Here is a 21,670-nt window from a genome sequence, read left to right on the forward strand (position 1 = left end):
CTTATCAAATAGTCGCTATAAATATCAAGAAAATCCAGTTTGATGTTTTGTCCTTAAAAACTTACGGACGAAAAATATGATTATTTCAAGCAGAAATCAACTATTGCTGCGTAACATCAGTGAATGAAATCTTGTTTACGACTGGGGGGCTTATGTTACTGATCAAAGAATAGTGCATTGCAAATGCTTCTTGTGGATCAATGCGGATAAACGGAGAAAATGTACTGACATGTACTGACGAATGTGAGAGTGAGAACTTTGAAAACTCCACAAAAAAATTGTGCGGCGCTTCAGTCAAATAGCTACATGCAAACAAATTTTCACAGTAGTTATTTCCTAGATAGTCAAATGATCCCTTTGCATGGATAAAAAAATACTGCGAACTTTGGAAAAACTACGAACATACACGCTGTATTTTTTGCAAATAATTTGATGCGCTTGTTTCGTACTTCTGCAGAATTTCAGGGGGAATATAATTTAAATTAAGTTGAGACTTGTGAATTAGAGAATAGAAGTAGATCCCGACATCAAATGATCGAAAAAAAAATTCTTAGCTAAATGATTTTAGCGTTTTTTTCTGGAAACATTTTACCTGCACGTAAACTTCAACTTCATGATACTGTAGAACCTTAAAAAAAGCTAATATTTTCTGATAACTGAACTATGTACGTGTCTTGGTTTTATAAATTCACTAAAAATAAAAAATTTTTATCATAGTGTTTATTTTTTGATGATGCTCTCTAGAAAAAACATCTAAAAAGATCTAAACTCAAGTTGTTTTTATGGATTTTACCATGTATCGCATCGCTTTATCCATGCTTGTAGGGGATAAAATTAAATGCTGGGGATTAATTTTTGGAGTAACTTTTTCTGCTTTACTGATTACTCAACAAATTTCTATTTTTGTTGGGCTTATGTCTCGAGTTTCTAGTCTTATTCTATCCATTCCTGAGGCTTCTGTTTGGGTTATGGACCCTAGAAGTGCATATATAGAAGAAATACAACCATTGAGGGATGTTGATTTGCAACGAGTACGTTCAGTTTCAGGAGTGATGTGGGCAGTTCCTTTTCACAAAAGCACAGTGTCTGCTACGACCCAAGATGGTCAGTTGCATCAAGTTCAGGTAATTGGAATAGATCCTCTTACTTTTTTGGGAATGAATAGGGATATAATTCAAGGAAAATTAGAGTATTTTTGTCACCCCTTAGCTGGTATTTTAGATGTGAATGGGTATCAAAGGATTTGGTCTTTTTCTGATATTAAGCTTCCAAAGACTCTTACTATGCACCATCATCGACTTTCTATTCAAGGAGTGTGCGAATCAAGACCTACTTTTTTTTCTTTCCCGTTGTTGTATGTGTCTTATTCTACGATAAAATCGATGTTAGGAAATAAATCTTATACTTTATCATTCATTCTAGTCAAAGAACGCGTCGGTATTACGCCTGAAGTGTTAGCGCAAAGAATCACAAAAGAAACGGGACTTCAAGCAATTACTCAGCACGAATTTTCTAGTAAAAGTATTCAATATGTTTTAAAACGTACAGGGATTCCAATAAATTTTGCTATTACGATCTTGTTGGGAGCTTTGGTGGGGGGGGCAATTACTGCGCAAACGTTTTATTTATTTTTTATGGAGAATTTGAAACAATTCGCTTCTATGAAAGTGATGGGCGTCTCTAACAAAACTTTGGCTCGTATGGCATTAGTTCAGGCAGGGTGCGTAGGAAGTATCGGATACGGTCTTGGCGTAGGACTTACGGCTTTGTTTTTATGGTCTCAAAGAAATGCTCCAGCATTTAAAGGATTTTCTTTGCATTGGCAAGTATTAATGATTAGCTTTGTAATGATTACAGCGATGATTTTGCTCTCCGTTATTGTTAGTTTGAAAAGGCTTTTTAGGGCAGATCCCATGATGGTATTTAGAGGAGCGTAAAATGATTTCTGATCTGAAAAATTGTATTGAATTTTCTAACATTTCTAAGACAATCCAATCAGGAGAGCACACTCAATGGATCCTTAAAAATATTAACGGAAGATTGCAAGGGGGAAAAATCATTTTATTAACAGGTCCTTCTGGGTGTGGTAAAACGACCTTACTTTCCATCCTTTCTGGAATTTTATCTCCTACTTCAGGCACAGTAAAGGTGTTTAGTCAAGATTTGGCTAAACTATCAGAAAAAGAAAAAACAATTTTTCGTCGTCATCATATGGGATTTATTTTTCAAAATTACAATTTGGTCCCTTCTCTTACTGTTCAACAAAATATTTCTATTCCTCTTCTCGCTCAAGGAATGTCTCGAGACCTAATTTTTGAGCGTGAAGAAAAGATCTTAACTCTTCTAAATATGGAAACGTTTGCGCATTGCTACCCTGAGCAGCTTTCGGGTGGACAGCAACAAAGAATTGCGATCGGACGCGCTTTGATTCATGAACCAAGATTTATTTTATGTGATGAGCCTACCGCAGCTTTGGATGAAGGGGCTGGGCAAAATGTTATGACGCTTTTGAAAAATTTAGCAATGTCTCCTGAAAGAGTTATTTTAATTGTTACTCACGATAACAGGATCTATTCTTATGGAAACTGCATCTTGGAAATGAAAGAAGGAAGTATTATTTCTTCTAAAGAACAGTAAATTTAATTAAATCACCTTAAGAAAGTTAGATTAAATCTTATACGTCAAAAATAATGGCAAATTTTAGAGGTGTTTGCTTTTTGATTAACAAAAACTAGGCCCGACAAGATTCGAACTTGTGCAACGCCGTTATGAGCGGCGGGTTCTAACCACTAAACTACAGGCCCCTTGATAGCGATCATATCATACTATTTTTTAAAAAAAAAGCTTCAAATTCTTAAAATTTCATGTTCAAAAAAACAAATAGATTATATTTAAAAAAATAGCTTTGTTTGTAAAAATGATGATTTTTTTATTATAATTTTAAAATATAAAAGCTGTATATTTTTGACGACAAAAAGTCTTAAATTTTTTAAAAAAAAATTGCTTTATGCTTTTAAAAAGTTCTAATATTTGTGTGAAAAAATGAAAGGATTTTGGTGTTCTTTTTAAAGACGTGTTTTTTTAAGAGAAAATACGTCTTTTGAATGGGAGAAACTACAAGAGGGAGTTTTTTTATAAAAGACAAGCAGAAAAAATAGGTATACATGAATAAAGCGGTATACCTTAATTGAAAATTTTTATCGACACTAGTTCTAATCTTTAGCTATTTTTGAGTAAAATTAACGTCGAAAAAAGATTTTTGTCTAAATATTATTTTTTTGTTCTTTTCTGTTAACAAATCATTGACAAAATATGAATTATTTATTAATATTTAAAAGAACAATACATGGAAAAGCACGTAATGAAAAAAAATATATTTTTTTGTTTTTTTTAACTTTTTTTTTAAATCAAGGATTTTCGTTTAAAGATAAGCAGGCATTACCTAATCAGATATTTCAAAAAAATGACCAAAATATCTTCGATCATGCGATTTTTGAACTTGAAACTTTTCAAAATATTAGCTTAGAAAAAATGATGCGCGATATAAAAATAGTGTTGTCTAACAAAAATGATAAAAAAAAAGCTGAAAATTTCATAAAAAAAATAAATTGGGAAAAAATTTCTAAAAAGATCGATACTGTATTTTCTTTAGAAAAAACGAATGTGCTCAAAAATTCTATCAAAACTATAATCAATGCAATTTTTTGTGAAAACAATCATCAAGATTTGTGTATAAAAGTTTTAAATTTATTAAATTTTGAAGATAGAGTAGACCGCCTGAATGATGAAAAATTTGTTTTGTTAACGGAAGTTATTTTGTTAAATAAAAATCACTCTAAAATTGCAAAAAGCATGACGAACAAAAAGAATACTGAAAAATTTAATTATTGGAATATTTTTTCGTTAGTAAAAAATTTATTTTTTAACAATAATTCTTTAGAAGTTTATAAAAAAGCTATAAAAATTATAGATTTGAAAGAAAGAGTGCCGCGTCTTAGTGATGAAAATTTTATTTTATTGATCCGAAAAATTTTGTCTAAACGCAACACTCCTGAAGTTGCAAGCCAAGCTTTAAATTTTATAAATTTAGGTGCGCAAATTAATAAACGTACTGATAACGTTTTTATTTTGCTCATAAAAGAAATATTATCTTCAGAAAATTCCCCTGAAATTGCTCAAAAAGCTTTAGATTCTGTAAATTTTAGAAAAAGAGTCGAGGAACTGAGCGACACTGATTTTATTTTGCTCATAAAAGAAATATTATCTTCAGAAAATTCCCCTGAAATTGCTCAAAAAACTTTAGCTTCTGTAGATTTGAAAGAAAGAGTAAATAAAATATCGTACACTTGCTTTTCTTCATTAATAGAAGAAATTGTGTCTAATAAAAATAATGTTAATATATCTATAAAAGCTATAGAAAAAATTTATCTAAATCGAAAAAATGGATTGGTATATCTTTATTTCATCGACTTAATACTTGTTCTTTTGTCAGAGAAGAGTCACTGTGATCTTTCTAAAAAAGTAATTGATTTTATAAAACCTGAATTAAGTACGCTCTCAGGTTATTCAATTTTTCGGTTGATCGAAAAGATTATTCACGGATACCAAGCGGGCAATCTTAGTGATGATTCGAGTTCCCCTAGAAAAAATCTCGAGTTGCAGAAAAAAATTATAGAAAATATTAACTTTAATAAAATTAATACAATTCTTGGTCTTAATAGACGGTTCGCAGAATGCTTGCTAGATCTAGTAATATCTTCAGATTATCCTTTGGTTGCACAGATTGTGGATCAACTCTGTGAATTTGTCACAATTAACGAAAATGATAAAATAATTCAAAAAAAAGTATTACATAAAATTTTCACAAACAAAGAAATCGCAAATATTTTGTTATCAAAAATGAATTTTTCATCTTTTAAAGATTCAGATGACGTGGTTTGCGAAGTGATGACATGGTGTTTCCAAACACTTCATCAATTGAAAGCAAAAAATTTTGAAAATGCTGACACAACCGTCGCTATAAAACTCTTGTCAAAACTCAATATCAAAAAGGGTGAAAAAACTTTCTGGCAAAATGTTGACCTCGCATTAAGGTTGATGCCTTTTTCAAAATCTAGTAAGGAAGTCGAGTGTTTTTTATCTAAATTGCGATGTGACATATTTGAAGATTTCGAAAATTTGGAAAACATTAATGAAATATTGTCAGTAAAAAGTTCGTCAGATCCAACCTATTCTGATAAAATGAAGGCGTTTACGTGGAAGTGTTTTTTCGAAAATATTCAAAATCTTGAAGAAATTTTTAAAGCGTGCAGTATATCAAATTATTCCGAAACAGTTAACGCCTTTACGAATCAGTTAAATTTTGATGAAATGAACAAGCATCTCTTAAGCAAGACTCCAAAAGATGTGAACAAAAATGAACATTTGGAGTGGTACTCTTCAGGAATATTGCTTCGTAATATTTTGCGAGCTACTAACGAATCATTTGCTCAAACTTGCTTAGAGAAAATTAATTTTTGGGGTGGAGATTTAACTTCAGATATTGGAAAAACTATGACTATTTTTCTGTTCGAGACAAAAAATACGGCGATTGGTAATTTTTTAATAGAAAAAATTCACGCTTCCTTTGATAAAGATCCTTTGGATGAAGTACAGCGAGATGAATTTATAAAAACAATCTTAGCATCATATCCTGCAAAAGAAGAATTGAAAACAAAACTCATGGAAAGATTAAATTGGAAAGAATTTTTTCATGCAACTAAAAGTGAAAAATTCTCTGATATTCAGTAACGCATTTTGTTTTTTTATAACATGAAACAGACTTAAACGTTGCGTAGATTTTGGGCCTAAAGCACTTCTTAATCGTACTCTCACGTTTCATGTTAGCTGAAAATCTTTCAATAAGATTTAAGTGGAGTATAAAATATTGTCTTAGATGTAGAGAACAGCGTCATGTTTCATAAATGATAGCTTGTGAACTTTGTGATCAAGCGTGATTAAAAGTTTTTTTATTCTTTTGATGCTGTTTTTCGTGTATTTTTTTGTTCTAAAGTATTATGACATTATCTTATTAATTATAAAACTTATTAATACTTATTTTTCTATACGAATTCAAGATGAAAAAATATTGCTTCAGTGTGTTGTTTATGTACGAAATTTTTTAAGTAAAAAATGTAAATTTTGGACTAAGTACGCTTTATACAAAGTTTGAAAAATAGTTTGTAAAAGATGATAAAACCGTGTTATAACTACCCTTAGTCCTTTGAGATCTTGTTTTAAGTGCTGGTATGTTTTTTTATTTGAGCCATTTAACTCATTATGCGTCTTTCTTCAATTTATTTCGTTATTTAACCTTTCGGTCTATTGGGGCGTTGATGAGTAGTTTTTTTATAGTTTTTTACATTGGAAAGCCTTTTATTCGTTTGATGAAGCGAGTACAAAAAGGTGGGCAACCTATACGTCTTGATGGGCCTGAAACACATCTCTTGTATAAAAAAAATACTCCTACAATGGGCGGGGGGATGCTGTTATTAGGGTTTTCTGGAAGTGTCATGTTGTGGTGTGATTGGTCCAATCCTTATGTATGGCTTGTGGCCTTTACTTTCTTATCTTTAAGCTTATTGGGATCTTGGGATGACATTTTAAAAATTGTTTACCAAAATAGCGCTGGGTTAAGTGGAAAAAAAAAGCTTGTATTTCAAGGAGCGATCGGTATTTTGGGAGCAATTGGAGTATCTTTTGCTCTAAGGCACATGAACGTTGCAACAGAAACCTTGCTCAATGGTGTGTATTTACCTTTTTTTAAAAATCTTGTTATTGAACTGGGGTGGATATATCCTTTTTGGGCTGCTTTAGTTGTCACAGGAGCGTCGAATGCAGTTAATTTGACTGATGGTTTGGACGGATTGGCAATTGGTCCAGTAATGGTGACCTGTATAGTACTTGGAATTTTTGCTTACGTTTCTGGTCATTCAGTTTTTTCTATCTATCTAAAAATTCCCTACGTTCCCATGACAGGCGAACTTTCTGTATGTTGCGCGGCTCTATTAGGTTCAGGATTAGGATTTTTATGGTACAACGCGCCGCCTGCGATGATTATTATGGGAGATATGGGGGCGTTAGCTTTAGGGGGGACGCTAGCAGCTATTGCTCTTTTTATCAAGCAAGAATTGTTGCTGGGAATAGTGGGGGGAATCTTTGTAATAGAAACTGTTTCTGTCATGATTCAAGTGGCTTATTTTAAACATACTAAGCGCCGAATTTTTTTGATGGCGCCTTTGCATCATCATTTTGAAAAACGTGGATGGTCAGAATCGACCATTGTTATGCGGTTTTGGATTATTTCTTGCTTGTTAGGAATAGCTTCTTTGACGGCGTTAAAAATTCGATAGGCTTAATAAATGGTAAACGATTGGTGGGATACAAAAGGCCCTGCTCGATGCTTACATCAGCTGTGTGATTTACGAATTGAGTTCTTAAAGAGGTTCTTTTCTCTGGGCGGAAAAAAAATTTTAGACATAGGGTGTGGCGGAGGAATTTTTAGTGAAGCGCTTTGGAAACAAGGCGCTTTTGTATCAGGAACGGATACATGCGAAGATAGTTTAAAACAAGCGCGCTCCCATGCGCATTATTCAAACGCACATATCACTTATGAATTGCCGAAATATTTTTACACCTACGCACAGCCTTTTGAGGTATTACTATTTATGGAGGTTTTAGAGCACATAGAGTGTTTGTACGATACGTTGAGGAATTGGCTTACGTTGCTATCGCCTGGAGGATACCTTATAGGATCTACTATTAATCGTACAACTGCGTCTTATTTTAAGGCTATTATTGCTGCAGAGCGTGTTCTACGATGGATTCCTTCAGGAACTCACGATTGGCACCGATTTATTCAACCAAAAGAATTAAACGTACTATGTCAAGAATTAGGATGCATTGGGTGGCTACAGCAAGGATATAAATACTCTTTTTTTCGATCTCAAAAATGGAATTTTTGTCAAGAAACCGACACAAATTTCTTTTTTTTGGTTAGAAAGCCTTTTTCAGACTTAAATAAAAAAGATCTTTTCTTAACGAACATTTCTGATTGTAAAAATTTATGATGCTTTTTACGTTTTTTTTACTCAGGTAGGCTACGATTTTTTGTCGTAAATCTACACTATAGTAATTAAGTTGAAGCTTGAGAATGAAAATACTATTTTTAAAAAAAAATTCTAACATCATATAGCCTAGAACTTTTATCTTAGATTAACTGAGTGTTGTGCTTCACTTATTTTCAAACTTAAACTTAGTTTACTGTATATGTACTCGAACTTAGTGCTCATCTTTAGTCTAGCACAAACATGCATTTTATTAAAGAGGATGTTCCATAAGTATATGTAAGAAAAATGTTTATTTTACAGGTTAGGTTAAGGCATATTTTGTAAATTTTTAAGTTATTATAAATGAATGTGCGACCCAACATTTTGTCGTTTTAAGATAAAGATCTCAAGTGTGGTGGGGGCGTTGCGCCTAAAGATAAGCGCAGTAAACTGACTGAAAAATTGATAGAGAGATTTCTCAAAGAGGGCCTATAAAAACCCCCCTTTGCGTTTGTGCTGAAAAGGCGGGGGGAGAACAAAGACAATCTAAAAACGTTAAGATGATGTATAGAGTAAATTAACTTTAGTGTTGTGAACAAATAAAGTACGAGACTCAGTTAATCAAAGAGAAAGGTTCTAGACTATATGATGTTAGAATTTTCTTCTGGGAATAACTCTTATTTTCTTAAACTTCAACTTAAATTTACTATAGGTGCGGGGTAATGCAAAAAAAATTTGACTCATTTCAACAAAATTTTTGAAATGTGTTCTGTCAAGATGATAGATAAATAAATAAAAAAGAAGGGTGCTCCATCATTGTCGTTGAAGAAAGAGCTTCAAATCCCATGAAAAAGTGCGTTTATAGGGTGATGAGTTAAATGCATGAAGATGAATGTAAAATTTTTTTAGAAAAAATTGTAAGGTAATGTGAGTATTATTCGGGCAGATTAAAGCGAATATTCAAGACTTAACGTTTTCGTAGTATTCATAAATCTTTTTTTAATATTCTTTTAGATTACGGATAAAAGCTCTCTAAGCTTTTACGAATTCAGGTCTTTACTTAAGGGGCTTTTTTGGTAGAGAGTTTTTTCCTAAAAACGCAGTTTATCATTGTTTACTCTGGTGTATCTATCTTAACGTTGTATCATATTTTTTTAATACAATAGTGATAGAATTTTTTTGAAGCATGAAAAAAGGAAAAAACAATGAATAAAAAACTATTTTTATTTTCTACATTGATGATTGGGGGAAGTGTGTTTGCTAAAGGAGGAGAATGTTGCTCAAAGGTCATTTATCCTTCAACGTGTTGCTCTCCTGTGGTGCAATCTTGTTGCTTACCTGAAGAACCTGTGCAGTGTGAGCAGCGTATTAGCGTTCCCTTAAGCTGCAATACTTGTAACTAATAAAAAGAATTCATTTAGGTTGAATAAATAAATCAAAAACAATAGTAAATAGGAGAAAATTATGTATAAATATTTGTTTTCATTGATGCTAATCGTTTCTGGCATAGTACATGCTGGAGATAATAAATGTTGTGGATCTCAAACAATTACCTCTGTAGATCCTTGTGGTGTATGCTCTAAAAAAATTGTTAGCGTCTGCGTTCCAGAGTGTATGACATGTAGCAGTTGTTGCGAAGCATAAAAAAATTTTGTGAAATGAACTAAAGAATCGGAAGGGTTTTAGTAGATTTTAGGTTTCTTTTGTGTGATTTTTAAATAAAGCAGTCAAAAAGTGATAAAATGAATAAGCGTAAATTTTTTGTAAATAAGCTTACTAAAAAGGATTAAATATTTTTTTGGTTCATTCACGTAAAAACGTTTTGATTGTTTTTAGTGCTCAGTATACTGCACTCAATTGTTAAAAAGTCCAATTTTTAATTTTAATCAAAAATAAAAAGGCTTATTTATGAAAAACATAGAAAGAGGGAGGGTGAAAGTATTGCGGATATTTTTCCCTCTTTTTTCTAACTATGAGATACTCAGGTGTAGTGCATTATGGACCATAATTTTAAGATTTTTCAGGAAGAACGTGAGTTTTTTTCCATATTTTGATATTTTTGTGATGTCCGGAACGTAATACTTCCGGAACAGCTCTTCCCATCCAAAGTGCAGGATAGGTGTATTGAGGGTGTTCTAATGTATTTTCTTGAAAACTTTCATTAATTAATGATTCTGAATTTCCAAGAACGCCAGGAACGCATCGTACACATCCATCGATCAGCATCATCGCTGGAATCTCTCCCCCCGATACCACAAACGTGCCTATGCATTTTTGTTGAAAATTCCAAAATTCTAATACCCGTTCATCAACTCCTTCATAGCGACCACATAGTATCACAAGATAGGGAAGATAAGAGTACGCTTGAACATCTTTTTGATGGACGGGAGAGCCTCTAGGGGAAAGGTAAACAAGATGGGGTTTGTTTTTGTTAAGACCGTACGCATAAGTGACTGCTTCATGTACGACATCAGGGCGCAATATCATACCTGGTCCGCCACCGTAACAAGCGCGATCTACATTTTTTCTTTTTCCTATCCCAAAATCTCTAAGATTAATTAAATCTAAGCGCCAAAGATTTTTTTTTAAAGCGCGTCCAAGCACGGATGTATTAAGGGATGAAAACATTTCGGGAAATAGAGTAATAACGGAAATATGCATACGGAACTACTTGTTTAGTCTCCTTTTTTTGTTGAATCACAAATTTGTTTTAATCTTTTTTAAAATCATAAAACACCGCTCTCAATCTGATTTTTTTAACTCGACGTTTTTTATAAATATTCTAAGAACTCTTTTTGTGTCCCAAAATTTTAAATCATCGTTTAGATCGCTCCGCATAACTGCAGTCTTCCGTATTTATTACGATCTGCATACCTCTTTCAATATGCTGAGGCACTGTAGTATGCAGTCCGTTACTTAATGTTGCAGGCTTATAAGAAGACGTTGCTGTCTGTCCTTTTAAGGAAAGGTCGCATTCTGTAACTTCCAAAGTGACTTGAGATGGAAGCTTAACCAGCATGATTTTTCCTTCATAAAAAATTCCAGTTAATATCATTCCATCTTCTAAAAAAGCAGAATCTCCATTCAATTCCTTTTCTGTCACGGAAAACTGTTCGTATGTTTCCTGATGACTGAATACGTATGTGTTGCGCTCTCTGTATAAAAACTGAACATTGGCTTCTTCAAGGTGAGCGCGTTCTATATTTTCGTTAGATCGAAATCGTTCTGAGCGCTTGTTACCTTCTCCCAAAGATTTCATTTCTGCCTGAATGTACGCACCACCTTTTCCTGGTTGCGTATGTTGAGTGCGAGTTATAAGCCATAATTTATTTTGGATCACAATAATATTTCCATTTCTTAATTCATTTGCTTCTATTTTCATTTTTTCTCCTTTTTTGATGCTCATTCAATTTAATTTTTAAATTATTCGTTAATTTAAGAAAAAAATTCTAAAATCTCTTACAAAAACTTACTTCATTTTTTTAGCACAACTAACAACCAATAGAAACTATAAAATATTTTTTTCTTTACTGTCTACATCTACACTTTTGAAAAAGATAAGCCAAATATACGATTTAAAATTTTGTTTTAATATTTTTCTACTCGAATATAAATCAAAATCAAAAATACATTTATGAATTTTTTGAAAAAAATCGATTACCCCTCTCACATTTCAAATCATTAAACGATCTAATGGTTATAAACGTTGTCTTGAACTTGACCTAAAAAAAGAAGTGTGGCAAATTCTTAGGTAATTAAGTTACGTTTTGTTTATGGTTACGGTAACAGTAAGAGAGGCGCTTCGTCAAGCGCTTGAAGAAGAATTAGAACGAGATCCGAATGTATTTTTGATGGGGGAGGAAGTTGATAAATATCAAGGAGCATACAAAATAAGTAAAGGACTTGGCGAACGCTTTGGGTCTGGGCGTATTGTTGATACGCCTATCTCTGAATATGGGTTTTCAGGTCTTGCTGTTGGGGCCGCGTACTCAGGCTTGCGTCCTGTTGTGGAGTTTATGAGTTTTAATTTTTCTATGCAAGCCATTGATCACATTATAAACTCTGCTGCCAAAACTTTGTATATGTCTGGAGGGCAAGTTAAGTGCCCGATTGTGTTTAGAGGTCCAAATGGCATTGCCTCAGGAGTGGGGGCGCAACATTCTCAATGCTATGCGAGTTGGTATGCGCATTGCCCTGGTCTTATTGTGATGTCTCCTTATGACTCAGAAAGTGCAAAAAAACTTCTTAAAGCAGCAATCCGCAACGATAATCCGGTAGTTTTTCTAGAACATGAGCTTTTGTATGGAGAATCTTTTCCTTTGAAAGAAGGGGGGGAGGATATCTGGCCTATAGGAAAAGCAAAAATTCGTAAAGAAGGTTGTGATATTACAATTGTTTGTTTTTCTTTTATGGTTAAGGCATGTTTACAAGCTGCTGATATTTTGTCTGAGATAGGTATTTCTGTTGAGGTGTTAGATTTGTGCACATTAAGACCTTTGGATACAGATGCGCTTCGTCGTAGTATTCAGAAAACTCATCGATGTTTGGTGGTGGAAGAGGGGTGGCCTGTATGTGGTGTGGGTAGTGAAATTTTAGCGCTTGCGGTGGAGCTTGCTTTTGATGAGTTAGATGCACCTCCCATGCGATTGTCTGGAAAAGACGTTCCACTTCCTTATGCAAAAAATTTAGAAGAATTATGCTTTCCTCATGCGCAAGACGTGGTGGATGTGGTAAAGTATTTATGTAAAGGAAAGTCGTAGAATCCGTTGATAAGGATGTATACACATCATTATAATTTTTTTAAACCTGACTTGTGTTTGATATAAAAAGGAGAGTTCATGTCCATCATATTTAGAATGCCCGCCTTGTCTCCGACTATGACACAGGGGGATATCGTGAAGTGGGAAAAATCTTTGGGAGATCCTATCGAAAATGGGGATACGTTGTTGGCTATTGAAACAGATAAGGCTATTATGGATTTTGAAGCCACTGATTCTGGAGAACTATTTCATATCCTGGTTCCTGATGGAACAAAGGGGGTTTTAGTTGGAACACCTTTGGCAATTTTTAAAGAATCACAAGATGTTTTACATGATTTAAATGCGTTAGTAAAAAGCTTGGGGAGCGCTTTTGATGCTAATCGGTTAAAAGACTTATCAGCACCTTCTGATAAACAGACATCAGAAAAAAAAATAGGACCGGACTTTTGTGAAGAAAAAAGCTCGACTCCTTTTCGCGTATCTCCTTTAGCAAAAAAAATTGCAGAATTACATCATATTGACTTAAATCAGTGTTTGGGCACAGGGCCAGAGGGGCGTATCGTTAAAGCTGATATTGATCGAGAAATAAAAAAAAAGCCTGTTACAAATACCTTAGAGGATTTAAAAAATACCCAAATTTTGGAAAAATGTTCAAAAGAAAGAGATAACGTTTTAAGTGGAGGAATGTTTGTCCCATTTTCTGGCATGCGCGGAGTGATTGCTAAACGATTGACTCAATCTAAGCAAGAAATTCCTCACTTTTATATGAGTCTTTCTTGCAAGATGGACGCTTTATTAGATTTGCGAAAGACGTTAAATCATACTCATTCAGAAATGCGGGTTTCGGTAAATGATTTTATTTTAAAAGCTACTGCGTTGACACTTAAAACGTTTCCTGAAATGAATGCTCACGCTTCTTTGCAAGGAATTACTAAATTTGAAAAAGTTAGGTTGGCGTTTGCAGTTTCTTTGGAAAAAGGTTTGATTACTCCTATCATTGAAGATGCTGCTGAGCAATCATTGTTTAAATTATCTAATACGGTTAAAAAATTGGTAGAGCGTGCACGATCTGGGGAGTTGGCTTTGCAGGAGTATCAAAACGGAACATTTACCGTGTCTAATCTTGGTATGTTTCAAATTGAAGATTTTCAAGCTATTATTAATCCCCCTCAAGTGGGAATTTTAGCAACGAGTGCTACGTTAGAAAAGCCTATTGTAGAAAAACAAAGTATCGTTATAGCAAAAATTATGAATGTTGCACTTTCTGCAGATCATAGGGCTGTGGATGGTGTTTTAGCAGCGCAGTTTATTCGAAAATTTCAATATTATATCGAACATCCTTTGATGTTATTAGCCGAATAAGAGAGAAAGGGAAAAGGTTAAGAGCACTCGTGATGTTCAGTGCTCGATGTTAATAAGCTTTTTTTAAAAAAAAGAGTTTTTATGTCCGTTTTTTTGAATAAGTATTTTAAATAATCTTTTGGTAACGTATTCACTTTATAATATTTTTGTGTAATACGAATAAAATTTGCTTTATGGCTAGAAAATATACCTCATTGATTGCGTTTTTTTGCGCAAGTAGTATTCCTTATTCCGGTTTTGCAGATCGTTGGGAAAGCCTTGCTTCCCATATTAATACAGATGCTCCTCCTGGAGAGTTGACAAAAGAAGTTAACGATTTGCTTCATCAAACTTTCGATAAAAAAGCACAATAACTTAAAAAATTTGTGTCTTAAGTTTCTTCGTTGGACTTAAGATGCAAAATAATTCCCTGATTTGATCGAATAACATGTACTTGTAAAAACGCCTCTTTTAGCAGCTGATACACAAAGTAAGCATAAAATTCTGCTCCAGAGGTTGCGGGCTTTCCTTGCATCAAAATGATATCTTGTTTACAATTTGGAAGAATGACTGTTTGCGTTAAAGAAAATACAATATGTTGTGGAGTATTGCGTATTTCAATTGTTCCTTTTTTGGATACAGCTTGTTTTACAAGCCAAAAACACAATCCAAAAGTTATTCTTGGGTACACTTCAATCAGTGCATCGCTTGGCATGTTACATATAAATTGATCTTTGAAAATACGTTTTAATAAAATTTTTGCATCAGAAACACTGGGAGACTGACTGCCAAAGAAATCCCGGAATATTTCTAAAAGCTCTATTAACTGTTGTTTTGAGCGAAAAATAAGCGTCCAAACCTCATCCCCAGGAGGGGGCATCATTTCGATTCCAGCAGAAATCGCACTAAAAGGAGAAATAAGATCGTGCATCATTTGTGCAATTAATCCCGTAACATCTGACAAAGAAAACATACAAACCCTCTAAAATGATCTTTTGCATTCTATAGATTATACGGATCTTTTTTTCTTTTGCATCAGGTTTCAATCAAGAAATCTTATGATTATCATCGAATTAGAAAATTTTTTTCTTTAATATTTTTAAACAAAAATCATTAGAGTTTTTGTATACTTTTATGTTCAAAATAATATCATTAAACCATGATACTACTCTATATTGAGCTGTTTGGATGTGAAAAAATCTTTGATATGGTGGGGGAAACAAGGATTGAACCTGTGACCTTTACGATGTCAACGTAACGCTCTACCACTGAGCTATACCCCCTTTTATTCTTTAAAGAATAGCATATTAAGTGCGTCATGACTAGAGGATATTTTTGTTACACACCAATTTTTTTTTAAAATAAATTTTTATTTGAGCTTTAAGGGGTAAGAAAAAGGAGTTTTTGAGGATAGGCCAATCTTCAGATATTTTATAAACATGAGAACGTTTTTTATGAAGTAGTTTCTGTACAGTAAAATTAAGTTTAGGCTTAAAAATAACGTAAAGTATGATTCTGGGTGATCGAAGAAAGCGATTTTTGACTTGTATAGTCTTAAAGTCTGCTTTCTAGAAATACAAAGGTATATTCGTAAACTTTCACTTTATTTTACGCATTTTGTATTCGGCGAGATATGGTTTGCATCAGAAGTATTGTAGATTTTTTTACTATTTTATTGATTAATGTATTTTTGTGAAAAATTTATTAATTCAGTAATAAATAAGCGATATAATTTTTATTTTTTATATATTTTGCGTAAAAATTAAATGATGTATATTCGCATGCTAAGGTATTTTAGACAAGGCATATTGAAATTTTATAAAATTTTGGTACAATCAAGACGTAATGTGTCGTAATCTCTACAGCAAAGCACGTATTTTCCAGTGTACATTTCGTACGAAGCTTTGTGTTGGATTAAACTGGAAGGAAAAGTAAGCATGACATACAAACCTGAGGCATTGTGTCCTCAAGACTTAATTCAACGCTCTGTGTATTTAGGGCACAAAGCGTGTCGTGGAAACCCCAAAATGGAGCCTTATATTTATAAAAAACATGATGGGGTTCATATTATTGATTTGGTAAAGACTCGGATGCTTTTTGATCGTGCTCTTAAAGCGATTTACAGTATTGCAGAGCAAGGGGGCAGAGTTTTGTTTGTGGGGACTAAACCTCATGCTAGAGAACTCATCAAGACCTATGCTCAAAAATGTGGTCAGTATTATGTAGATCATCGTTGGACTGGGGGAATGCTTACGAATTGGAAGACTGTATCTGCTTCTATTAAGCGATTGAAAGAATTAGACGAGAAATTAGCTTCTCCAGAAATAGTGAATTATGTTAAGAAAGAGCAACTTCAGTTAACTCGAATGCGTGATGGGTTAGAGAGAAAGCTGGGGGGAATTAAAGAAATGGGAGCTTTACCTGATGTTGTCTTTGTCGTAGACGTGGTGGAAGAGCTTATTGCTGTAAAAGAGGCTCGAAAATTAAGGATCCCAATAGTTGGTATTGTTGACACGAATGCAGATCCTGATGGAATTGATTATATTGTACCAGGAAATGATGATTCTATCAGCGCGGTGGAGCTGTATTGCTCAAGAGTATGTGATGCTGTGTTAGCAGGGATGCAGGCTGAAATGGAGAAATCTGGAAAATCTTTAAAATCATCTAGAGTTGGAAAACCTGGATTGGATGATCAGTTGTTAACGCAATTGACTGAGCGCTTTAAGCAAGCAGATTCTGAAAAAAATGGAACGAAAATAGAGGAAAATCTTCAATCTTTAACAAAAGGTTCTAATTCTCAAACAAAGTAAGGAGCATAAGTAATGAGCACTCATATTCATAAAGTTAAGCAATTGCGTACAGAAACTGGCGCTGGAGTTTCTGACTGTCAAAAAGCGTTAGATGCTTGCAAGGGAGATATTGAAGAGGCCAAATTGTGGCTACGAAAAGAAGGAATTGCAAAAGCTGTAAAGAAACAAGATCGCAAAACAGCAAATGGTGTGGTTACGTCGTACGCTAAGGGTGGTGTGGGCGCTTTGCTAGAGGTGAATTGTGAAACTGATTTTGTTGCTCGCAATGAACGGTTCCAAGAATTTGTTTTGACTTTGTTGCAAGATGTGGAAAATCATCGTGTTCCTTCCCTTGAAGCGTTGCTGTCTCATAGTGCGTTGAACGTAGAAGAACGTATTCTTGAGCAAAGTGGAGTGTTGGGGGAACATATTCGGTGCTCTAAGCTTGGGGTGTTAGAAATTGCTCCTGGAGTTGTGTGTTCTTATGTGCATTGGGATTCGCGCCAAAACATGGGGGCTGTGGGAGCTTTAGTTGCTATCGAGTCTGAGTTGTCTGAGGAAATTTTAAGACCGCTTGGAGAAAGTATTGCAATGCATATTGTGGCTTTTTCTCCTACGTATCTGTCTATTTCTGAAATTTCCCCAGAAGATATTTCTAAAGAGGAGTCTATTTATCGAGATCAGCTAAAAGGGAGTAACAAACCTCCTGCTATTGTTGACAAAATGATTTCTGGGCGTATTAAAAGCTTTTTTGAAGAAACAGTTTTGGAAGAGCAAAAGTATGTTAAAGATCTTTCTCGCTCTGTTAAGTCCCATATTCAAGAATTAGAGAAAGTTCATGGGAAACCTGTCAAGATTGTGAAATTTTTAAGATTTGTTTTAGGTTCTGACGCGTAATGTTTGCACCGGGAACACGACTTTTATTAAAACTTTCAGGAGAAATTTTAGGTAAAGTTTCTTCTGAAAACGAGGGGGTTGGGATTGTTCCTGAAACTTTAGAATCTATCTGTTTGCAAATTAAAGAATTGTCTCAATATCAATGGACTATTGTTGTAGGGGGGGGGAATTTTTTTCGAGGAGGCTCTGCGTCTTGGTGTCATCGCAGCACTGCAGATCGTATAGGTATGCTAGCTACGGGAATGAATGGCCTTGCCTTACATGAAATGTTTGAATATCTTGGAGTTCCTAGTCGGCTTTTATCTTGTGGAGTGTGTAGTGGAATAGGAACGGTATATGATCCCCGTATTGCGCGCTCTGCACTAAATGCAAAAGAAGTCGTTATTTGCGTTGGGGGAACAGGGATAGGACATATTACGACAGATACAACCAGTGTGTTGCGTGCATGTGAAATAGATTGTCCAGTAATTTTGAAGGGAAGTTCGGTAGACGGTGTGTATGATGCTGATCCAAGATGTGTTCAGGGAGCGAAATTTTTACCTTACGTTACCTACGATCAGGCGATACAGCATGGATGGAGGATAATGGATTTTACAGCTTTTACGTTATCTCGAGAGTTTCAAAAAAAAATTCTTGTATTTTCTATTTTAAAACCTAAAGCACTTTCAAAACTTTTAGACGGAACATTACGTTGTACTTTGGTTTCTCAATAGCGTTGATCTATTTAGAAATGATAAAATTTTTTGAGTTTTTTACGTAAATCTGTGTGTTGGTCGATTTTGTTTTTTGGTGTTATTCTGTTCTCTTTATTTACTTTTGAAAACTCTTATATGCCTTTATAGTTCAAAAGGTCTTGCATCTAATAAGAATATGGTTTATCCTTAGTTCCAAAGGGTTTTTTTGGTTATAGTCATGTCAAAATGTTGTGTTATTACAGGTAAAAAAGCGCTGCGGGGAAATTTAGTCAGCCATGCGAATAATAAAACAAATTGTTTTTTCTTGCCTAATGTGAGAAAAATTCGTTTAACAAGCAGGATACTTGGAAGAACGGTGACGTTTATGGTTTCTGCTAGAGGGTTGCGCACGTTAGACAAATACGGTGGGTTAGACGCTTATCTTCAAAAGCGCACAAAACGACGTCTTCATGAAGAATTACATCCGTTAAAGCGTGCGCTTATGAAGAAAATTGAAAGTGCTGCGATTGTATCGTAAGTTAGTATACGTTGTGTATTTATGGCGTTTTGGAAAAATTCAAGTTTTTTGTCTTCTGTATCTCACGCAGTAAGAGATGGAGTTGCTTTATTAGTTCTGGCTTTTGATTTTTTTTTATTGGTCAGCTTTTTGTCGTATTCACCTCATGATCCTAGTTGGAATATATGCGTTCGGGGAGTTCCGGATAATTTGATGGGCGTATGGGGTGCGTGCGTTTCTGATCTTTTTTTTCAGTGGTTTGGATTGGGCGCTTGGGTTTGGGTTTTTTTTGGATTTTGCGTTTTTGTGAGTATCGCGCTTGGAACTTTTGTTTGGTTTTGGCTAAGATGGAGTTTTTTGCTAAGCGTTTTTGTTTCTTTTTTTTCTACGCTGTTCAGTGAAAAATTTGGTGCTTTACTAAAGATGTATCCTCCAGGCTTGGGGACTTGGATTAAAGAAGGTAAAATTTCTTTTTGGGTTGGAGCGGTTTTATGTGTGTACGGTATTGGGTGTAGTTTAGGTTTATTTTTAGGGGATGAATTTTTAAAAAAATGGATAATTTTTTTTTCTCGTCTTAAGTCAGAAAAAGAAGATGCGCAAAATATGCAAGAACATGTTCAAGGCGGTAGCACTGATCTAAAATCAAAAAAAGATCGAGAACCTTTAAAAATTTCTAAACTTTCTAAGATCAAAGAAGAAATTATCAGAGCTCCCTCCATTTATCTAAACAATCCAGAAACCGCTTTACCCCCATTGGAGTTTTTGACGCGAAATCCAGGAAAAGGGCTTTTGAAAACAGAGATTGCTCAAGGGTCTATTGATCGTTTGCAAAACGTGTTAGAAGAATTTGGAATTAAGGGAAAAATTGTTAATACACGTCCCGGACCTGTTGTGACTTTGTATGATTTAGAGCCGGCTCCGGGAGTTAAGTCATCCCGAATTATTAGTTTATCTGATGATATCGCTCGATCTATGAGTGTTTTGTCTGCGCGTGTGGCGCTGATTCCTGGAAAAAATCTTATGGGAATTGAATTATCTAACGTTCATCGTCATATGGTGTATCTTCATGATTTATTAAACAGTCCTTTTTACACAGATTTTCAAGGACAACTAGGTTTGGCGTTAGGGCAAGATATTGCAGGACAGCCAGTAATTGTGGATCTTGCCAAGATGCCACATTTATTAGTGGCCGGGACTACGGGGTCAGGAAAATCTGTTGGAATAAGTAGTATGATTTTGTCGTTGTTGTATCGATTATCTCCTAAACAGTGTAAATTGTTGTTGATCGATCCTAAAATCATCGATCTTACTGTTTATGATGAAATTCCTCATTTAATTGCTCCGGTCATTACAGATCATAAAAAAGCTTTAGAAGCCTTAAAGTGGGCAGTGCAAGAAATGGAGCTTCGGTATCGAAAAATGTCTCAGCTAGGTGTGCGCAATATTTCGGGATACAATCAAAAAGTTCAAGAAGCAAAAAAAGAAAATCAACCTTTGACACGAGAAGTTCAGTTGGGGTTTGATTCAGAAAATCGTCCCTGTTTTCAACAACAGGTTTTTGATACAGAATTTTTACCTTACATCGTCATTATTGTTGATGAAATGGCGGATTTGATGTTAGTGGCAGGAAAAGAGTTAGAAGTATTGATTCAAAGATTAGCACAAATGGCGCGAGCAGCAGGAATTCATCTTATTATGGCAACTCAGCGTCCTTCTGTAGATGTGATAACTGGGACCATTAAAGCTAATTTTCCCACTAGGCTTAGTTTTCAAGTGAGTTCAAAAATTGATAGTCGTACAATTTTAGGGGAACAAGGTGCGGAAAGTTTATTAGGTCAAGGAGATATGCTGTATATGGCTTCCGCTGGTCGAGTTATGCGCATACACGGTCCTTTTGTCAGCGATGAAGAAATTGAAAAAGTTGTAAATTTTTTAAAAACTAGAGGTTCTCCAGAGTATATTAATATGGAGATTCAGGAAGAGGATAAGATTACGGGAGAACTTCTTTCTCAGCAAGATGCGCTGTATCAAAAAGCAGTGGCCATTGTGTATCAAGACAGAAAAGTATCTACAAGCTACATCCAAAGGCAGTTGCAAATTGGATATAATCGCGCTGCGCGTATCATAGAGCAGATGGAAAAAGAAGGAATTATCTCGGCTCCAAATCACTCAGGAAAGCGAGAAATTCTAAATAATACAAGATGAGTGGTTTGCAGATAGTATAAATCAAACAACAAAAAAATCTATTTTAAAAAAAAAATACTTAAGCAGAGATAACTTCTAAAAAATAAATTTAAAATAATTGAAAGTAGGCCTTGCAGGACTTGAACCTGCGACCCTCTGATTAAAAGTCAGATGCTCTACCACTGAGCTAAAGGCCCCTTCCAAAGACAGTATCGTATATTTCTGTTCGAAAGTCAAGCACCTATTTGAACTTAAATTGATAGATACGGCTTGTAAATTTTTTTTGAAACGTTTGCATGTCTGTGGTTAATTAATATTTAATATATTGAATAAATTTTAAAATTTTAAATATCAAATATTTATACATTGAAAAGAAAAAAATAAGTATGCACTAGACTTGCTGTGGAAGTTGCCATACATT

At 34.4% G+C, this 21,670-nt stretch carries 18 protein-coding genes and 3 tRNA genes; 15 read left to right on the plus strand and 6 right to left on the minus strand.

The features are described from left to right. Positions 1 to 782: 782 nt before the first annotated feature. Entirely contained in the window at positions 783 to 1,937 is a 1,155-nt protein-coding gene (locus tag P618_RS04845) for an ABC transporter permease (protein ID WP_021827863.1), read from the plus strand. A gap of 1 nt (position 1,938) precedes the next feature. Next, positions 1,939 to 2,637 (plus strand): ABC transporter ATP-binding protein, encoded by a 699-nt coding sequence (locus P618_RS04850; protein WP_021827864.1) that lies wholly within the window; start codon positions 1,939 to 1,941, stop codon positions 2,635 to 2,637. Positions 2,638 to 2,732: 95 nt separating this feature from the next. On the opposite strand, the gene P618_RS04855 is transcribed toward P618_RS04850, so the two are convergent. Beyond that, positions 2,733 to 2,804, minus strand: a tRNA-Ile gene (locus P618_RS04855). Between the two features lie 577 nt (positions 2,805 to 3,381). Between P618_RS04855 and P618_RS04860 the strand changes: the two genes are divergently transcribed. The 5 genes from P618_RS04860 (at position 3,382) to P618_RS04885 (ending at position 9,731) form a co-directional block, all read left to right on the plus strand. Then, positions 3,382 to 5,790 carry a hypothetical protein gene (locus tag P618_RS04860; protein WP_156919022.1) on the plus strand — a complete coding sequence of 803 codons (2,409 nt, stop codon included), beginning with the start codon at positions 3,382 to 3,384 and terminating at the stop codon, positions 5,788 to 5,790. A 584-nt stretch (positions 5,791 to 6,374) separates the two neighbouring features. Then, positions 6,375 to 7,391, plus strand: a complete 1,017-nt coding sequence (gene mraY / locus P618_RS04870) for a phospho-N-acetylmuramoyl-pentapeptide-transferase (protein ID WP_239638267.1) — start codon at positions 6,375 to 6,377, stop codon at positions 7,389 to 7,391. Between the two features lie 9 nt (positions 7,392 to 7,400). Next, the gene (gene ubiG, locus P618_RS04875) at positions 7,401 to 8,108 is read left to right on the plus strand and encodes a bifunctional 2-polyprenyl-6-hydroxyphenol methylase/3-demethylubiquinol 3-O-methyltransferase UbiG (RefSeq protein ID WP_021827868.1); all 708 of its coding nucleotides are present in this window, start codon (positions 7,401 to 7,403) and stop codon (positions 8,106 to 8,108) included. A gap of 1,184 nt (positions 8,109 to 9,292) precedes the next feature. Then, complete coding sequence (locus P618_RS04880; RefSeq protein WP_021827869.1) at positions 9,293 to 9,490, plus strand: hypothetical protein; 198 nt, start codon at positions 9,293 to 9,295, stop codon at positions 9,488 to 9,490. Between the two features lie 61 nt (positions 9,491 to 9,551). After that, on the plus strand, positions 9,552 to 9,731 hold the full coding sequence (locus P618_RS04885) for a hypothetical protein (RefSeq protein WP_021827870.1): 180 nt from the start codon (positions 9,552 to 9,554) through the stop codon (positions 9,729 to 9,731). A 366-nt stretch (positions 9,732 to 10,097) separates the two neighbouring features. Here P618_RS04885 and trmD read toward each other — a convergent pair whose 3' ends face one another. Together trmD and efp are read right to left on the minus strand one after the other, a co-directional pair. Further along, the gene (gene trmD / locus P618_RS04890; RefSeq protein ID WP_021827871.1) at positions 10,098 to 10,748 is read right to left on the minus strand and encodes a tRNA (guanosine(37)-N1)-methyltransferase TrmD; all 651 of its coding nucleotides are present in this window, start codon (positions 10,746 to 10,748) and stop codon (positions 10,098 to 10,100) included. Positions 10,749 to 10,902: 154 nt separating this feature from the next. Then, positions 10,903 to 11,469: an elongation factor P gene (gene efp / locus P618_RS04895; RefSeq protein ID WP_024161228.1), complete on the minus strand. Its 567-nt coding sequence runs from the start codon at positions 11,467 to 11,469 to the stop codon at positions 10,903 to 10,905. A 391-nt stretch (positions 11,470 to 11,860) separates the two neighbouring features. On the opposite strand from efp, the gene P618_RS04900 reads away from it, so the two are divergent. The 3 genes from P618_RS04900 to P618_RS04910 all read left to right on the plus strand — a co-directional run bounded on the left by P618_RS04900 (position 11,861) and on the right by P618_RS04910 (position 14,562). Continuing rightward, a complete protein-coding gene (locus P618_RS04900; protein WP_021827874.1) occupies positions 11,861 to 12,847 on the plus strand; it encodes a pyruvate dehydrogenase complex E1 component subunit beta in 987 nt (328 codons plus the stop codon). A gap of 78 nt (positions 12,848 to 12,925) precedes the next feature. Then, positions 12,926 to 14,209, plus strand: coding sequence for a dihydrolipoamide acetyltransferase family protein (locus P618_RS04905; RefSeq protein ID WP_024161229.1), 1,284 nt, complete (start codon positions 12,926 to 12,928; stop codon positions 14,207 to 14,209). A 173-nt stretch (positions 14,210 to 14,382) separates the two neighbouring features. Beyond that, entirely contained in the window at positions 14,383 to 14,562 is a 180-nt protein-coding gene (locus tag P618_RS04910) for a hypothetical protein (RefSeq protein WP_021827876.1), read from the plus strand. A 17-nt stretch (positions 14,563 to 14,579) separates the two neighbouring features. Here the strand turns inward: P618_RS04910 and P618_RS04915 are convergent, their stop codons facing one another. Together P618_RS04915 and P618_RS04920 are read right to left on the minus strand one after the other, a co-directional pair. Further along, positions 14,580 to 15,161 (minus strand): hypothetical protein, encoded by a 582-nt coding sequence (locus tag P618_RS04915; RefSeq protein ID WP_021827877.1) that lies wholly within the window; start codon positions 15,159 to 15,161, stop codon positions 14,580 to 14,582. Between the two features lie 235 nt (positions 15,162 to 15,396). Beyond that, positions 15,397 to 15,471, minus strand: a tRNA-Val gene (locus tag P618_RS04920). Between the two features lie 600 nt (positions 15,472 to 16,071). Between P618_RS04920 and rpsB the strand changes: the two genes are divergently transcribed. From rpsB to P618_RS04945, 5 genes are all read left to right on the plus strand, one after another. After that, complete coding sequence (gene rpsB / locus P618_RS04925) at positions 16,072 to 16,998, plus strand: 30S ribosomal protein S2 (protein ID WP_239638268.1); 927 nt, start codon at positions 16,072 to 16,074, stop codon at positions 16,996 to 16,998. 12 nt (positions 16,999 to 17,010) lie between these two features. Continuing rightward, positions 17,011 to 17,874: a translation elongation factor Ts gene (gene tsf, locus P618_RS04930; RefSeq protein ID WP_021827879.1), complete on the plus strand. Its 864-nt coding sequence runs from the start codon at positions 17,011 to 17,013 to the stop codon at positions 17,872 to 17,874. Next, complete coding sequence (locus tag P618_RS04935; protein WP_021827880.1) at positions 17,874 to 18,587, plus strand: uridine monophosphate kinase; 714 nt, start codon at positions 17,874 to 17,876, stop codon at positions 18,585 to 18,587. Before tsf ends, P618_RS04935 begins: the two co-directional genes overlap by 1 nt. Before the next feature lie 187 nt (positions 18,588 to 18,774). Beyond that, positions 18,775 to 19,086, plus strand: a complete 312-nt coding sequence (gene rpmB, locus P618_RS04940) for a 50S ribosomal protein L28 (RefSeq protein ID WP_204365643.1) — start codon at positions 18,775 to 18,777, stop codon at positions 19,084 to 19,086. Between the two features lie 21 nt (positions 19,087 to 19,107). Further along, entirely contained in the window at positions 19,108 to 21,270 is a 2,163-nt protein-coding gene (locus P618_RS04945) for a DNA translocase FtsK (protein ID WP_021827882.1), read from the plus strand. Between the two features lie 104 nt (positions 21,271 to 21,374). Here P618_RS04945 and P618_RS04950 read toward each other — a convergent pair. Continuing rightward, positions 21,375 to 21,446 (minus strand) — tRNA-Lys (locus P618_RS04950). Positions 21,447 to 21,670 lie beyond the last annotated feature (224 nt).

Source organism: Holospora obtusa F1 (genome assembly GCF_000469665.2).
Lineage (GTDB): Bacteria > Pseudomonadota > Alphaproteobacteria > Holosporales > Holosporaceae > Holospora > Holospora obtusa.

Excerpts from the sequence above, each read along its gene's own strand:
- P618_RS04845 (WP_021827863.1), top strand. The coding sequence starts at position 783 with ATGGATTTTACCATGTATCGCATCGCTTTATCCATGCTTGTAGGGGAT.
- P618_RS04850 (WP_021827864.1), top strand. The coding sequence starts at position 1,939 with ATGATTTCTGATCTGAAAAATTGTATTGAATTTTCTAACATTTCTAAG.
- mraY (WP_239638267.1), top strand. The coding sequence starts at position 6,375 with ATGAGTAGTTTTTTTATAGTTTTTTACATTGGAAAGCCTTTTATTCGT.
- ubiG (WP_021827868.1), top strand. The coding sequence starts at position 7,401 with ATGGTAAACGATTGGTGGGATACAAAAGGCCCTGCTCGATGCTTACAT.
- P618_RS04880 (WP_021827869.1), top strand. The coding sequence starts at position 9,293 with ATGAATAAAAAACTATTTTTATTTTCTACATTGATGATTGGGGGAAGT.
- P618_RS04885 (WP_021827870.1), top strand. The coding sequence starts at position 9,552 with ATGTATAAATATTTGTTTTCATTGATGCTAATCGTTTCTGGCATAGTA.
- trmD (WP_021827871.1), bottom strand. The coding sequence starts at position 10,748 with ATGCATATTTCCGTTATTACTCTATTTCCCGAAATGTTTTCATCCCTT.
- efp (WP_024161228.1), bottom strand. The coding sequence starts at position 11,469 with ATGAAAATAGAAGCAAATGAATTAAGAAATGGAAATATTATTGTGATC.
- P618_RS04900 (WP_021827874.1), top strand. The coding sequence starts at position 11,861 with ATGGTTACGGTAACAGTAAGAGAGGCGCTTCGTCAAGCGCTTGAAGAA.
- P618_RS04905 (WP_024161229.1), top strand. The coding sequence starts at position 12,926 with ATGTCCATCATATTTAGAATGCCCGCCTTGTCTCCGACTATGACACAG.
- P618_RS04910 (WP_021827876.1), top strand. The coding sequence starts at position 14,383 with ATGGCTAGAAAATATACCTCATTGATTGCGTTTTTTTGCGCAAGTAGT.
- P618_RS04915 (WP_021827877.1), bottom strand. The coding sequence starts at position 15,161 with ATGTTTTCTTTGTCAGATGTTACGGGATTAATTGCACAAATGATGCAC.
- tsf (WP_021827879.1), top strand. The coding sequence starts at position 17,011 with ATGAGCACTCATATTCATAAAGTTAAGCAATTGCGTACAGAAACTGGC.
- P618_RS04935 (WP_021827880.1), top strand. The coding sequence starts at position 17,874 with ATGTTTGCACCGGGAACACGACTTTTATTAAAACTTTCAGGAGAAATT.
- P618_RS04945 (WP_021827882.1), top strand. The coding sequence starts at position 19,108 with ATGGCGTTTTGGAAAAATTCAAGTTTTTTGTCTTCTGTATCTCACGCA.